The sequence below is a fragment of the Flexivirga sp. YIM B11880 genome, assembly GCF_058148645.1.
The window spans coordinates 17,336-30,999 of the sequence record NZ_JBMAMH010000022.1; the positions used below are offsets into that span (position 1 = coordinate 17,336).

Sequence of the window (13,664 nt, forward strand, 5' to 3'; positions counted from 1 at the left end):
CTCGTCCGTCGCCGGGTGTGGCCATTCAAGCCAGTTCTGTTCCGACCGTCAATCGTATGTCCTGACAAATGCCGCCCGGGGTGTGAGGCGCCGGGACCTCGACACGGGCTCGGCCACCGCGCTGCGGCACACCTCCCGGCATCATGGGTCGTATGACGACAGGCGCGACCCGTGAGGTGCTGCTCCGGATGGGCAGCGCACTGCTCGCAGGCGGTGCTCCCGTGCCGGACGTCGAGTGGCAGGTGGCTCTGCTGGCCCGTCGGCTCGGAGCGGCCGAGGTGCGTGTCGCAGCCACTCCGACGGGGCTGTTCGCGGGTCTGAGCGCCGACGACAGCGTCGGGTTCGAGCCGGTGAAAGGAACGTTGCGCTTCGAGCAGGTCACCCGCGTGCAGGACGTCTACGAGCGGCTGATGCGCGGCGCGATCACCGTCCCGGTGGCACTCCGAGACCTCGACGCCGCAGAGGCGATGCCCCCGTCCCGGCCGGTATGGGTCAGCGATCTGGCCGTCGTCGCCGTCGGCACCGGCATCTGCGCGATCCTGCAACCGACCTGGCGTGACCTGGTCACCGCGGCCGTCAGCTCGCTGGTGGTCGCCGGACTGGTGATGCTCAGCCGACGCATCACCGTGGTGCGCACGCTCCTGCCATTGCTGGCGTCGTTCACGGTCGGGGTGCTCGTGCTGCTCATCGCCCAGCACTGGCCGTTGCACGGCACGCTGCGGACGATGGTCGCGTCCTTCGCGGTGCTGCTGCCGGGGTCGATGATCGTGACGGGCATGTCGGAGATCGCGTCGGGCGCCGCGGTCGCCGGCACGTCGCGTCTCGTGTCCGGGGTGATGCAACTCGTGCTCTTCGCGGTCGGGCTGTTCGCGGCGGTGTCGGTCACCGGTGAGCAACTGTCGGCGCTGACCAATGTGCGCAGCCAGGATCTGGGGCCCCTTGCGCCATACCTCGGTGTTGCGGTGATCGGCTGCGGCATCGTGCTCAACGTGGCGGCGTCACGCACCGCCATACCGTGGATCTTCGTGGTGCTCGCGCTGACCTTCGCGACCCAGTCGATCGTGCAGGCCGCATCGGGGCTGATCCTCGGCGCCCTGACGGGTGCCGCGGTGGCGGCTCTCGCGGCCGCGGTCGTCCACCGCTTGTCGGGCCGGCCGCTGCGGCTGGTGGTCTTCCTGCCGGCCTTCTGGCTGCTCGTGCCGGGCAGCCTGGGTCTGTTGAGCACGACCGAATTGGCCACTGGGCAGGCCGGATTCGACGCGGCCACCGTCGCGATCGGCTCGGTGGTCGCCGTCGCCGCCGGCACCCTGATCGGCAGCGCCGCAGGACGCGCCCTCGACCGGCTGCTCGATCCGACCGAGCCGGCCCACGTCGACAGCTGCGACCTCACGGACGTGGATCGGCTCTGACTGATGGGCATGGGGCCAGATCGGTCGTCGCTACTCTCGCTCTCATGAAACGACGCATCCTCATCACCGGTGGCGGCACCGGCATCGGCAAGGCGATCGCGCATCGCATGCTCGCCGAGGACCCGGAGTTGCTCCTCGTCGGCCGGCGAACCGAGGTCCTGGCAGCGGCCGCCGACGAACTGCGCAGCGTCGACGAGCTGGCCGACGTGACGACCTACGGCTGCGATCTGACCGATCCGGCTGCGGTGCGCCGTCTCGCCGACGAGGTCTCGACGAACGGTGCGATCGATGTGCTCGTGGCCAACGCGGGCGGCAACTATGGCGTCGGCGGCGGCGATTCACTGGAAGAGGTGGCGCAGTCGTGGCGGGCGGACTTCGACGGCAACGTACTCTCGACGGTGTTGCTCGGACACGCCCTGCTGCCCCACCTCTCGCGGCCCGGCGGGCGCATCGTCGCCATGAGTTCGATCGCTGCCCTCCGGGGCTCCGGCTCGTATGGCGCTGCCAAGGCGGCCGTCAACGCGTGGGTCCTGTCCTTGGCCAATACCGTTGCTGCCGAAGGGATAACCGTCAATGCGGTCGCCCCCGGCTTCGTCCCGGACACAGAGTTCTGGGCCGAGCGACTGGCAGCCGATCCCGACCTGGCCGCTTCCCGGACCGCAACCATCCCGGCCGGTCGACCCGGCACCCCGGACGAGGTCGCCGAGGCCGTCGCATACCTGGCCTCACCGGACGCGGGATGGACCACTGGGCAGATCCTGCAGGTCAACGGAGGCACACTGCTCGGCCGCGGTTGACGACGCCGCCGCATGGACGCCGTCCCGATGTGCAGGCGTCCTGTGATACGTTCCCCGACGTCCTTCGCGGGAGTCCGGCGCACCGGGCTGAGAGGGGGCTGAGGCAGCCCCGACCGTCACCGACTTGATCCGGGTCATGCCGGCGCAAGGAGAAGCCATGGCGATGAATCACCCTCGAACCCCTCGGCTCCCGCACTTTCCACGGTGAGCCGCGTAGCCGTCCTCGGCGGCGGTGTCATCGGCCTGTCCATCGCGTGGCAGCTGGCGCGGCATGGTGTCCGTGTTGCGCTGATCGACGTTCCCCAGCCCGGGAGTGGTTCCCAAGTGGCCGCCGGCATGATCTCGGCAGCCGCGGAGTTCGACCACGGCGAGACACGACTGTGGCGCCTGACCTCCCAGTCGCAGCAGCAGTGGCCCGAGTTCGCCGCCGAGTTGGAGCGATGCGGCGGACAGCCGGTCGGGTTACGACGCACCGGCACGCTGCTGGTGGCAACCGACACGGACGAGGAAGCGAGGCTGGAGCGCCGGCTGCGGTTGCTGGCCGAGGTCGGGGTCGCGCCGGAGCTGCTCGGCCGACGGGAACTGCGCCGTCGTGAACCCGCCCTTGCGGCGACGGTCCGCGCTGCGGCGTGGCTGCCCGACGACTTCTGCGTCCTGCGGAGCCGCGTCCTTGACGCCTTGCGTGCGGCAGTCGTCCGCGCCGGTGTCGAACTGGTCAGAGCCCGCGGCACCGTGGCCGTCCGCGGCGGGCGCGCGGTGGGTGTCGCCCTCGACGACGACACCCGGCTGACCTCCGATCACGTTGTGCTGTCAGGCGGTTGGCGCAGCAAGGAAGCGCTCGCCGATGCGCTGCCCGACCTCACGAGCCTGCGCCCGGTCAAGGGTGAGCTCATCGACCTCGAACTGACCCGGCCGGCTGTCGCCGCCACCGTTCGCGCCGTCGTCGACCGGATACCGGTCTACCTCGTCCCGCACGATGACACCCACCTCACCGTCGAGCGACCAGCGTGGACGTCGGCGCCGACACCACGCCGACGGTCGGCGCCGCGCTCGACCTGCTCGCGACCGCGACCACTTTGGTGCCGGAGCTCCGCGACGCAGCCATCACGGCGCATCGCGTCGGCCTGCGGCCGGGCACCGCGGACAACCATCCACTCCAGGGTGCGTCGTCCCTGCCCGGCCTCACCCTCGCGACCGGCCACTACCGGCACGGCTTCCTGCTCGCGCCGCTCACCGCCGCGGCCGTGACCGAGCACGTCACCGCGGCTCTCACCGAAGGAGACATCAGATGACCGAAACCTTCCGGCTCAACGGCGACCCACGGCGCTGGACACCCGGACTGCTGATCACCGGCGTGCTCGCCGCCGAAGGCCTCGAGGGCAGGTGGTTCGCCGTGGCGCTCGACGGCGCCGTCGTGCCGTCCTCCCGCTGGGAGCAGACGACGGTCGCACCGGGCAGCGCCGTCGAAATCGTCCGGCCGTGCGCGGGTGGTTGAAATGAGTTCCGCAGACTGGGAACTCGCCGGCCGCTCGCTGTCCAGCAGGCTGTTGCTCGGCTCGGGCGGAGTGTCCGCGGCCGCAGTCCTCGCGGACTGCATCGCGGCGAGCAGCACCGACGTCGTGACCGTCTCGATGCGTCGCACCGGGTCCGCAGTCACCAGTGGGCTGCTGCCGACCATTCACGCTGCCGGCGTGCACATCCTGCCCAACACCGCCGGGTGCCGGACAGCTCGCGAAGCAGTCTTCACCGCGCAACTGGCGCGGGAGGCGTTGCAGACCGACTGGGTCAAGCTGGAGGTCGTCGCGGACGACCGGACCCTGCTTCCGGACGTCGTCGAGCTCCTCGACGCGGCCGAACAGCTCGTCGACGACGGGTTTCAGGTGCTGCCCTACACCACCGATGACCTCGTCGTCGCGCGCAGGTTGCGCGACGTCGGTTGTGCCGGGGTGATGCCACTGGGTGCACCGATCGGGTCCGGCCTCGGCATCCGCAACCCGCACGCGATCGAGCTGATCTGCTCGGAAGTGGACGNGCGCGACGTCGGTTGTGCCGGGGTGATGCCACTGGGTGCACCGATCGGGTCCGGCCTCGGCATCCGCAACCCGCACGCGATCGAGCTGATCTGCTCGGAAGTGGACGTCCCGGTGGTGCTCGACGCCGGCATCGGCACCGCCTCGGACGCGGCGCTGGCCATGGAGCTGGGCTGTTCGGCCGTGCTCCTCGCCACCGCGGTGACCCGAGCCGAGCAACCGGCGGTCATGGCCGCGGCGATGCGCGACGCCGTCCGTGCCGGACGATCGGCTCGGCTGGCCGGCCGCATCGCGAAGAGCACTCTGGCACGAGCGTCTTCGCCCATGTCGGGATTGGTCAGCGGGTGAGCGACATACCGCGGCTGCTGCTCGTCACGGACCGCACCCAGACCGGCGACCGGTCCCTCGTGGACATCGTCGCCGCCTGCGTCGAGGCGGGCTTCCGGCACGTGCTGCTCCGCGAGCGAGACCTCGCGCCGCCGCTGTATGACGATCTGCTCGCGCGTGTGCGTGACCGGATCGGCCACACCGCCGCGATCCTGACCCGCACGGCACGCGGGGACGGTAGCGGATGCCACCTCAGCCGAGACGCGCCCCGGCCGGAGCTCCGCCCGGCGATGGTCGGCCGGTCCGCCCACGACGCCGCGGAGGTGCGACGGGCGGTGGCCGAGGGCGCCGACTTCGTGATCGCCGGACCGTACGCGCCGACGTCCTCCAAACCCGGACACGGCCCGGCGCTCGGCATCGACGGGCTGCGAAACCTCGCGGCCATCGAGGGCTGTCCACCGGTGCTGGTGATCGGTGGCGTCCGGCCGGCGGATCTCGGAGAGCTGGCCACCACCGGCGTTCATGGCGCGGCCGTCATGGGACCGCTCATGCGCGCCGCCGACCCGCACCGGGCAGCGCTCGAATACGTCGGTGCGGCAACTGCTCTCGCCAGCGACACGAAGAGCTAGGTCACGGCACCCGGTGGGTCCACTCCGGCGTGCCGAACTTCTCGCCCACCAGCCGGCGAGCCTCTGCCAGTTCGTCGTCGGTGTATGACGACAACCGGCTGCGGTAGTGCGCGAGGAAGGACGTGGTGAAGCTCTCCAGGATCTGCTCGCGCGCCATCCCGGTCTGCGACCGCATCGGGTCCACCCGCTTGTTCGCCGACTTCGTGCCCTTGTCCGACATCTTCTCCCGGCCGATGCGCAGCACCTCGAGCATCCGGTCCGCATCGATGTCGTAGGCCATGGTCACGTGATGCAGCACCGCGCCGTCCGCGAAACGCTTCTGCGCCGCTCCCGCGATCTTGCCCTTGTCGGAGGCGATGTCGTTGAGCGGCACGTAGTGTGCGTTGACGCCGACCTCTGCGAGCGCGCCCATCACCCATTCGTCCAGGAACGCGTAGGACCGCTCGAAGCTCAGGCCCTCCACCATCGAGGACGGCACCACCAGCGAGTAGGTGATGCAGTTGCCCGGCTCCATGAACATCGCGCCGCCGCCGGAAATCCTGCGCACGACATCGATCCCGTGCTTGGCCGCGCCCTCCGGGTCGATCTCGTTGCGATAGCTCTGGAAGGAGCCGATGACGACGAGGGGCGAGTCCCAGTCCCAGAAGCGCAGTGTCGGCGGACGCGTGCCGGCCGCCACCTCGTGCGCGATGACCTCGTCGAGGGCCACGTGTTCCACCGGCGGCAGGACGGTCGCCGGTATGACGTCGAACTCGTGGTCCTCCCACCCGGTCGCCTTGCCCAGTGCGCGGCGTACGGCGACTCCGACGGCTTCCGCGCTGAACCCGATGAGTTGTACCGACGGGTCGAGCGCACCGGTGATCGCGGCGGCCAGCTGGTCGACCGACGCGTCCGCCGGCATACCGGTCAGCGCTGCGTCGATGTCCTCGAGTGCCTCGTCCGGCTCGAGGAAGAAGTCGCCGGAGACCGAAACACTCGCCAGACGGCCGGATTCGACCACGACGTCGACGGCGACGAGCTTGCCGCCCGGAACCTTGTATTCACCGCGCATGGGACCCACAGTAGGACCGTGGTCACGACGCACCGAGCTCGGCCGCGACCCGTTGCCGGGACCGCAGGGCCACACCGCCGGTCACCGCGAAACCGAGGACGACGAGGATCGCGCCGCAGGCGAACATCACGAGCCACGCCGGATGCGTCGCGGCTGCCAGCCCGTGCGACATACCACCGCCCCGCAGCTGTCCGAAGGCGATGGCGGGCAGCACGGCGACGCCGAGCGACCCACCGACCTGGCGGCTGGTCGACGCGATCGCGGCGGCGACCCCCGCCTGCTCCCGCGGCATCCCCGACACCGCCGCGTTGGTGATCGGTGCGTTGAGCATGCCGAATCCGATCCCGAAGCAGGCGTAGGCGATCCCGAGGTAGATCAGGCTGGTGTGGTTGTCGATGCGCAGCAGCAGCACCGCGCTCACCCCGATCCCGGCGCCCGCGATGCACATCGGCAGGCGTGCACCGTGGTCTCCGACCACCCGGCCGGACACCGGCCCGAACAGCGCGACCGACACCGCCATCGGCAGTGTCATGAGACCTGCGTGCAATGCGGTCATGCCCCGGACATCCTGCAGATAAAGGGTGTTCAGGAAGAGGAAGCCTGCCATCGCACAGAATCCGACGACTGCGGCAACCACCGCGCCGCTGAACGGGATGCTGCGGAAGAACCGCGGATCGAGCAGCGGCTCCGCGCGGCGCAATTCCCACCAGACCAGTGCGATGGCGGCGACCAGCGTCGCCGCGAAGCAACCGGTCACGGCCGCCGAGGTCCACCCGAGTGACCGACCCTCGATGATCGCGTAGGTCACGGCGGCGAGCACCACGATCACCAGCCCCTGAGCCACCGGGTCGAGCCGCCGGACCCGCTCGGCTCGCGACTCGGGCACGAAGAGTGCGGTGAGTATGACGGCAGCGACTACCACGGGAACGTTGAGCCAGAAGATCGCTCGCCAGCCCACGCCCTCGACCAGCGCACCCCCGATCACCGGACCCAGCGCCATGCTGAGTCCGACCACCCCACCCCACATGCCGATCGCCTGAGCCCGCTCCCGGGGCTCGCGAAAAGTGTTGGTGATGATGGACATCGCGACCGGGTTCAACATCGAACCACCGACCGCCTGGACCATTCGGGCACCGATCAACACGCCGGGGCTCGGCGCGAGCGAGCAACAGATCGAGCCCAGTCCGAAGATGACCAGCCCGGTCTGGAAGACCCGGCGGCGGCCGAGCCGGTCCCCGGTCGACCCGGACAACATCAGCAGGCTGGCCAGCACCAGCAAATAGGCGTCGATGACCCACTGCAGCTGCGATCCGCTGGCGCCCAGCCTCCGACCGATCGACGGGATCGCGAGGTTCACCCCGGTCGAGTCGATCCCGACGATGAACAGGCTCATGCAGCAGATCGCCAGAACGCCGAGCCTCCGGCCACGAGAGAGCTCAGCCATGCTGCTCCCCCGCCGCGCGCATCTTCTCGATCAGCCGGGTGAGTTCGCGCCGCTCGGCGAGCGTCAGCGTGGCCACCGGCGGAGGCACGACGTCGAGCGCACGCATGCTCTCCAACAGGCCCCGCCCGGCGTCGGTGATGTGCACCAGCTTGCGTCGGCCGTCGTGCGGGTCGGCGACACGCTCGACATACCCGCGGCTGACCAGGTCGCTCACCAGGACCGAGGCGGCCGGCGCATCCACGTCCATCCGCTCGGCGAGCTCACCTTGGGACATCGGCATCCGCTCGACGCGGCGGAGTGCGCGGTAGCCGTTCCACGGCATGCCACCGGTGTGGTCCTGCAGCAGATCTCGGACCAGCCACTTGTGGTCCATGACCAACGCCATCAGGTTGAGCCACACGCCAACCGGCGACGCTTTGGTTGTTTTCATACAACTATTGTAATCGCACAACGGTTGTGCGACGACAACTAGTTGCGCGGCGGCCAGAGTCGCGCCGTCACCCAGGCGCCGAAGACACCGACGGCGACCGGCGCCCACAGCGCCGGCGGCGCTTGGGAGACCTCGAGCATGAACGCCCCGGCCATGACCGGCGCGTGCTGCGTGGTGGCAAGCATGGCGGCGGCGCCGACCATCGCGCAGACCACCATGGTGACACCGCCATGGGTGTGTCCGAGCAGAACGGCGACCAGCGCCCCGAGCGATCCGCCGGTGGCCATGGACGGCGTAATGAGCCCACCGACCAGCCCGCCGCGCAGGCAGAGGGCCGTGACGGCGGGCTTGGCGATGAGCAGCGCGACAAGCACACCCGCCGTAAGCCCGGACCGGCCGACGAGCGCCTCGAGCACGCTCTTGCCGTTGCCGGTCACACCGGGAATGAGCATGGCGACCGCCCCGACCACCGCCATCGCCAGCGTGATGTGGGCGGGCAACGCGGGGGTCGGGCGTCGCGGGCTGCCGCGGCGGGCCAGGTCCATCAGCCGGCTGAAACCGCGACCGGCCACCGTGCAGACCGGACCGGCGATGACTGCCCAGATCCATGCGTCGGATGCGGTCGTGTGTGCGCCGAGCTGATAGATCGCGCTCCGCCCGACCACCGGCCAGGCGACGACGACCGCGATGCAGGACATCAGCGCCGCGCTCGCGATCGCGACGTAATCGAGGGTCAGCAGGACGATCTCAGCGGTGAAAAGGATCCCGGCCACCGGCGCGTTGTAGACAGCGGCCAGGCCGGCACCCGCGGCACCGCCGAGCAGCACACGACGCTGCTGCGCATCGAGACCGAGCCGCTCGCTCACCACCTCACCGAACGCCGCGGCGAGCTGCCGGGGTGCCCCTTCCCGGCCGAGTGAGGCCCCAGCACCCACCGCGATGATCTGAATTCCGGCATCGAGCGCGGTCGACCGGAAGCGCAACCGGGTCTTCGAGTCCGCCAGAGCGGCCCGCACCGACACGGTCGACAGGTGCCGGCGCAACTGCCACCAGCCGACCCCGATCACGGCGCCGGCGATCGTCATCCCGACGAACCGGCGCGCCGGTGAGGCCGCACGGACGTCCTGCGCGAACGAGCGTCCGGCGTCGCCGAAAACCACGTGCTGTGCGGCATGCAGCAGCGCCGTCAGCACCGCACCGCCGATGCCCGTGAGGACACCGACGGTGACGAGCGCGACGAGGAACCGGCCGGTGACCTGGACGTTGCTTCGTGGGATCAGAGTCGTTCGCCGGATGCTGCGTCGAAGACGTGCACCTCATCGGCAGCAGGGGTGACACGCACGATGTCACCGACCGCCGGCCGGTGCTTCTTGTCGGTGCGGACGGTCAGCCGCGGCACGTCGCCGCCGACCTCGGGCTCGCCGTAGACGAACACCTCCGCGCCCAGCGACTCGACCATGTCGACCTTCACCGCGACGCCGTCCTTGTGCAACGCGTCACTGATCGTCCACGACTCCGGGCGGACGCCCAATGTCACCCGCTCCGCCGATCCTCCCCGGTCACGCGGCAACGGCACTGAGGCGCCGAAGAACTCGGCCCGGCCGTCGCGGACCTGAGCATCGACCAGGTTGATCGCCGGTGAACCGATGAAGCCGGCCACGAACGTGTTGACCGGGTGGTCGTAGAGCGCCTCGGGCGTGTCCACCTGCTGCAGCACGCCGTCCCGGAGCACGGCCACCCGGTGCCCCATGGTCATCGCCTCGGTCTGGTCGTGTGTGACGTAGACCGTCGTGACCCCGAGCCGCCGCTGCAGGGCAGCGATCTGGGCGCGGGTCGAAACCCGCAGCTTGGCGTCCAGGTTGGACAACGGCTCGTCCATGGCAAAGACCTTGGGGTTGCGCACGATCGCGCGTCCCATCGCCACCCGCTGGCGCTGACCGCCGGACAACTGCCCGGGTTTGCGGTTGAGCAGCGGCCCCAGCTCGAGGATCTCGGCTGCCTCGGTCACCCTGGTGTGCGCCTCGGACTTGCTCACGCCCGCGTTGCGCAGGGCGAACGCCATGTTCTCCTCGGCGCTCATGTTGGGGTAGAGCGCGTAGCTCTGGAAGACCATTGCCACATCTCGGTCCCGCGGCCGGACACCCTTCTGGTCGTGGCCGTCGATCAGCACCCGGCCCTCGTCGACCGGCTCGAGGCCGGCCAGCATCCGCAGCGTGGTGGACTTGCCGCAGCCGGACGGCCCGACGAGCACGAGGAATTCGCCGTCCTCGATGTCCAGCGTCACGCTGTCCACCGAGGGCTTGGCGTTGCCCTTGTGCCGTCGGGTCGCCTTGTCGAAATACACCGATGCCATGACGGTCGTCAGCCCTTGAGCTTCGGCTTCACCTGCGTCTCGTACGCCTTGGTGATGCTGCTGTCGAGCGCCTTGAGGGTCGACTCGACGTCGGAGCCGGAGACGATCTTGTCCAGCGCCTGGCCGATCATGGCGCCGCCGCCGGGCACGAACACCCGGGCGTAGTCCTGCGGCCGGGTGCGCGGCAGCTGGTCGACGGCCACCTTGAAGTTGGGGTTCTTCTTCAGGTATGCCGCCTCCTCCGGCAGCTGCAGCGCGGACTTGCGGACGGGCATGTAGCCGGTCGCCTGGGTGAACGCCGAGGTGCTCTTGGCGTTGGTGAGGAACTCGACGAACTTCACCGCATTGGCCTGCCGCGCGGCCGAGATGCCGGACGGTATGGCGACACCGGCGCCACCGGTCGGGCAGCACTTCACGCCACCCGGAGCCGGCACGAAACCGACGCCGAGCTCGAACGGCACCTGCTTGAATCCGCCCAGGTCGCCGGTGGATTCGAGCAGCACGGCACCCAGGCCGGCGCTGAAGTCACTCGCCGAGTCGGCGGACGTCTTGACGTAGCCCCCCTTGCCCCAGCCCTGCAGCACCGTGGCCGCGTGGACCGTCTTGGGATCGGTGAAGGTGGTCTTCCAGCCCTTGGAGTAGCCGCCGCCGTAGGACCACGCGATCGACTGGAAGGTCCAGTCGAGGTAGTCGGCGCCGTCGTCCAGGATCATCGCGTGCTTGCCGCCCCCGATCGCGGACTGCAGTTTCGGTGCCCACTGGGTGAACTCGTCCCAGGAGGTCGGCGGGCGGTCCGGCAGCCCGGCCTTCTTGAAGACGTTCTTGTTGTAGTAGAAGAGCACCGTCGAGCGGGCGTAGGGGATGGCGTAGTGCTTGCCGTTGTAGAGGTAGTCGGCATACAGGCTGTCGACATAGTCCGAGGTCGACAGGCCGTGCTTGGCGTAGAGCGCACCCATATCGGCAAACCGGTTGTTCAGCGCGAAGTTGAACCACGTCACGTCCGACGCGACCACGACGTCGGGCAGCTGCCCACCGGCCAGCGCGGCGTTGAACTTCTGGGCGACCTCCTCGTAGTCCTTCCCCGCGTCGGTGAGCTTCACCTTGAACCCGGGATTGGCCTTCTCGAACTCGGCGATCAGCTGCTTCTCCGTCGCCTGCGACTTGCCGGGGTGGTTGCTCCAGAAGTCGATGGTGTTCGAGCTGCCCCCACCATTGCCGCCACCGGATCCGCTGCCCTTCGGCTTCGACCCGGTGCCGGCGCAGGCGCTGAGACCGGCAGCCACCGCGGCACCACCGGTTGCACCCAGAAATCCGCGACGAGTGACTTTCGACATACGTGTGCTCCTTGTTCCAGAGGTCAGCCCTTGACCGCACCCGCGGTCAGGCCCTTGATCATGTGTCGTTGCAGTGCGAGGAAGAGGATCAGGACCGGCACCATCGCCAGCACCGTCGCGGCCATGATCGGCGCCCACTGCGAGATGCCGTCGTTGTTCTGCAGGAAGGTGAGGCCGATCGGCAGGGTGCCGGTGCGTTGGTCGTCGGACATCAGGAACGGCCAGAGGTATTCGTTCCACTCGTTGACCACCGTGATGATCGAGAAGGCGACCAGCGTCGGCCACGACATCGGCAACACGACCCGCCACAACAGCTTGATCGGGCCGGCGCCGTCCATCCGGGCCGCCTCGATGATCTCGCTCGGCAGCGACAGGAACTGGTTGCGCATCAGGAACGTGCCGAAGGCGACACCGGCCAGCGGGATGATGATGCCCTGGTAGGTGTTGCGCCAGCCCAGCTGGCTGACCAGCGCGTAGTTGGAGATCACGGTGATCTGGTTGGGCACCATCAGCGCCGCGATCACCACCAGGAAGACCACGTTGCGGCCCGGAAAGCGCAGCAACGACAACGCATAGGCGCTGACGACGCCGAGCACGATCTTGGTGACCGACAGGATCGAGGTGATGATCACCGAGTTCTTGAAGTAGTCCCAGAACGCGATCTGCGTGGTCGCGTCGTGGTAGGGCTGGGTGGTGAAGTGCTTGGGCCACCACTCCGCCGGCTGGGTGTAGATGTCCGGCTGTTCCTTGAACGACGTGATGAGGATCCAGTAGAGCGGAACCGCGATCACCAGGAAGACGATCACCATCGCGACGTAACCGGCGACCTTCATCGCCGGCCCGGAGTGCGACATCGCCTCGGCACCGTGCGCGGCGCGCCCGGGCTCCGTCACATCGACCGGCACGTCCACAGCAGGCTCAGCCATTCTTCAACCCCCGATCCATCACCCGCACCTGAACCACGGTGATGATCAACAGAACCAGGAACATGATCGACGCGATCGTCGCGCCATAGCCGGCCTTACTGTTGACGAAGGTCTCCTGGTAGACCTGGTAGACCATCGTCGACGTGCCGTAGCCCTGCGGGCCGCCACGTGTCATCACGTTGATGATGTCGAAGACCTGCACCGAGTTGAGCATCACCGTGATCGACAGGAAGAACGTCGTCGGCCGCAACTGCGGCATCAGCACCTTGTAGAACCTGCGCCAGGCGGAGGCGCCGTCGATCTCGGCCGCCTCGTCCAGGTCGCCGCGGCGTCCCTGCAGCGCCGCCAGGTAGATGACGAACGTGTAGCCGAGGTTCTTCCAGATGAAGGTCGCCGTCACCATGACCAACGCCCAGCCGGGCCGCTGGTAGAAGTCCGGCACGGTGATGCCGACGCGATGCCCGAGGTCGCGGATGAGACCGAAATTCGGGTCGAAGACGAACTCGAAGGCAAGGCCGACAGCGGCGCCCGAGATGACGAACGGCGCGAAGATCGCCGAACGGACCAGGTTGCGGCCGCGCAGCTTCTGGTCGAGCAGCAGCGCCAGCCCCAGACCGAGCGCCATCGAGACGACGACCGTGGCGACGGTGAAGATCACCGTGTTGCGCACCACCTGGTGCGAGTTGGGGTCGTGGAACCAGGTCTTGTAGTTCTGGAACCCGATGTAGTCGGCGTATGACGAGGAGATGTTCCAGTTGGTGAAGGACAGCCGGATGTTGTCGAGCAACGGCCGGTAGGTGAAGATCACCAGCAGGGCCAAGTTGGGCAGCAGCAGCCCGGCGGCGAGCAGCCATTCGCCATACGGCTTGCCACGGCGGACCGGGGCGGCGCCGACCGGCGCAGGAGGACCCGACCGCGGCGCCGCGGTCGAAGT

General features: G+C 68.8%; 14 protein-coding genes, 1 pseudogene and 1 riboswitch. Of the genes and pseudogenes, 7 read left to right on the forward strand and 8 right to left on the reverse strand.

The genetic code is table 11. The features are described from left to right. The first annotated feature begins 152 nt into the window (after nucleotides 1–152). From ACN8HC_RS19030 to ACN8HC_RS19060, 7 genes and pseudogenes are all read left to right on the forward strand, one after another. Nucleotides 153–1,409: a threonine/serine exporter family protein gene (locus ACN8HC_RS19030; RefSeq protein ID WP_490076426.1), complete on the forward strand. Its 1,257-nt coding sequence runs from the start codon at nucleotides 153–155 to the stop codon at nucleotides 1,407–1,409. A 44-nt stretch (nucleotides 1,410–1,453) separates the two neighbouring features. Beyond that, nucleotides 1,454–2,206, forward strand: coding sequence for an SDR family NAD(P)-dependent oxidoreductase (locus ACN8HC_RS19035; protein WP_490076427.1), 753 nt, complete (start codon nucleotides 1,454–1,456; stop codon nucleotides 2,204–2,206). Between the two features lie 56 nt (nucleotides 2,207–2,262). After that, nucleotides 2,263–2,374, forward strand: a riboswitch (TPP riboswitch). A gap of 36 nt (nucleotides 2,375–2,410) precedes the next feature. After that, nucleotides 2,411–3,145, forward strand: a pseudogene (locus ACN8HC_RS19040) (NAD(P)/FAD-dependent oxidoreductase); the annotation flags it as partial. Nucleotides 3,146–3,213: 68 nt separating this feature from the next. Beyond that, nucleotides 3,214–3,498, forward strand: a complete 285-nt coding sequence (locus ACN8HC_RS19045; RefSeq protein WP_490076428.1) for an FAD-dependent oxidoreductase — start codon at nucleotides 3,214–3,216, stop codon at nucleotides 3,496–3,498. Then, a complete protein-coding gene (thiS, locus tag ACN8HC_RS19050) occupies nucleotides 3,495–3,701 on the forward strand; it encodes a sulfur carrier protein ThiS (RefSeq protein WP_490076429.1) in 207 nt (68 codons plus the stop codon). The genes ACN8HC_RS19045 and thiS overlap by 4 nt, the downstream gene beginning before the upstream one ends. A 1-nt stretch (nucleotide 3,702) precedes the next feature. Then, the gene (locus ACN8HC_RS19055; RefSeq protein WP_490076430.1) at nucleotides 3,703–4,584 is read left to right on the forward strand and encodes a thiazole synthase; all 882 of its coding nucleotides are present in this window, start codon (nucleotides 3,703–3,705) and stop codon (nucleotides 4,582–4,584) included. Beyond that, complete coding sequence (locus tag ACN8HC_RS19060) at nucleotides 4,581–5,192, forward strand: thiamine phosphate synthase (RefSeq protein WP_490076431.1); 612 nt, start codon at nucleotides 4,581–4,583, stop codon at nucleotides 5,190–5,192. The genes ACN8HC_RS19055 and ACN8HC_RS19060 overlap by 4 nt, the downstream gene beginning before the upstream one ends. 1 nt (nucleotide 5,193) lies before the next feature. Here ACN8HC_RS19060 and lplAB read toward each other — a convergent pair whose 3' ends face one another. From lplAB to ACN8HC_RS19100, 8 genes are all read right to left on the reverse strand, one after another. Continuing rightward, nucleotides 5,194–6,243, reverse strand: a complete 1,050-nt coding sequence (gene lplAB, locus ACN8HC_RS19065; protein ID WP_490076432.1) for a lipoate-protein ligase LplAB — start codon at nucleotides 6,241–6,243, stop codon at nucleotides 5,194–5,196. A 22-nt stretch (nucleotides 6,244–6,265) separates the two neighbouring features. Further along, nucleotides 6,266–7,687: an MFS transporter gene (locus ACN8HC_RS19070; protein ID WP_490076433.1), complete on the reverse strand. Its 1,422-nt coding sequence runs from the start codon at nucleotides 7,685–7,687 to the stop codon at nucleotides 6,266–6,268. Continuing rightward, the gene (locus tag ACN8HC_RS19075; protein ID WP_490076434.1) at nucleotides 7,680–8,117 is read right to left on the reverse strand and encodes a MarR family winged helix-turn-helix transcriptional regulator; all 438 of its coding nucleotides are present in this window, start codon (nucleotides 8,115–8,117) and stop codon (nucleotides 7,680–7,682) included. The genes ACN8HC_RS19070 and ACN8HC_RS19075 overlap by 8 nt, the downstream gene beginning before the upstream one ends. A 38-nt stretch (nucleotides 8,118–8,155) precedes the next feature. Continuing rightward, nucleotides 8,156–9,310 carry a chloride channel protein gene (locus ACN8HC_RS19080; protein WP_490076435.1) on the reverse strand — a complete coding sequence of 385 codons (1,155 nt, stop codon included), beginning with the start codon at nucleotides 9,308–9,310 and terminating at the stop codon, nucleotides 8,156–8,158. Nucleotides 9,311–9,393: 83 nt separating this feature from the next. Then, nucleotides 9,394–10,470 carry an ABC transporter ATP-binding protein gene (locus tag ACN8HC_RS19085; protein WP_490076436.1) on the reverse strand — a complete coding sequence of 359 codons (1,077 nt, stop codon included), beginning with the start codon at nucleotides 10,468–10,470 and terminating at the stop codon, nucleotides 9,394–9,396. 8 nt (nucleotides 10,471–10,478) lie between these two features. Further along, complete coding sequence (locus ACN8HC_RS19090; protein ID WP_490076437.1) at nucleotides 10,479–11,804, reverse strand: ABC transporter substrate-binding protein; 1,326 nt, start codon at nucleotides 11,802–11,804, stop codon at nucleotides 10,479–10,481. Between the two features lie 23 nt (nucleotides 11,805–11,827). Continuing rightward, on the reverse strand, nucleotides 11,828–12,730 hold the full coding sequence (locus tag ACN8HC_RS19095; RefSeq protein WP_490076438.1) for a carbohydrate ABC transporter permease: 903 nt from the start codon (nucleotides 12,728–12,730) through the stop codon (nucleotides 11,828–11,830). Further along, the coding region (locus ACN8HC_RS19100; RefSeq protein WP_490076439.1) for a carbohydrate ABC transporter permease at nucleotides 12,723–13,664 on the reverse strand (942 nt) is incomplete at its 5' end. The genes ACN8HC_RS19095 and ACN8HC_RS19100, both read right to left, overlap by 8 nt.

Excerpts from the sequence above, each read along its gene's own strand:
- ACN8HC_RS19030 (WP_490076426.1), top strand. The coding sequence starts at position 153 with ATGACGACAGGCGCGACCCGTGAGGTGCTGCTCCGGATGGGCAGCGCA.
- thiS (WP_490076429.1), top strand. The coding sequence starts at position 3,495 with ATGACCGAAACCTTCCGGCTCAACGGCGACCCACGGCGCTGGACACCC.
- ACN8HC_RS19035 (WP_490076427.1), top strand. The coding sequence starts at position 1,454 with ATGAAACGACGCATCCTCATCACCGGTGGCGGCACCGGCATCGGCAAG.
- ACN8HC_RS19075 (WP_490076434.1), bottom strand. The coding sequence starts at position 8,117 with ATGAAAACAACCAAAGCGTCGCCGGTTGGCGTGTGGCTCAACCTGATG.
- ACN8HC_RS19085 (WP_490076436.1), bottom strand. The coding sequence starts at position 10,470 with ATGGCATCGGTGTATTTCGACAAGGCGACCCGACGGCACAAGGGCAAC.
- ACN8HC_RS19070 (WP_490076433.1), bottom strand. The coding sequence starts at position 7,687 with ATGGCTGAGCTCTCTCGTGGCCGGAGGCTCGGCGTTCTGGCGATCTGC.
- ACN8HC_RS19090 (WP_490076437.1), bottom strand. The coding sequence starts at position 11,804 with ATGTCGAAAGTCACTCGTCGCGGATTTCTGGGTGCAACCGGTGGTGCC.
- ACN8HC_RS19095 (WP_490076438.1), bottom strand. The coding sequence starts at position 12,730 with ATGGCTGAGCCTGCTGTGGACGTGCCGGTCGATGTGACGGAGCCCGGG.
- lplAB (WP_490076432.1), bottom strand. The coding sequence starts at position 6,243 with ATGCGCGGTGAATACAAGGTTCCGGGCGGCAAGCTCGTCGCCGTCGAC.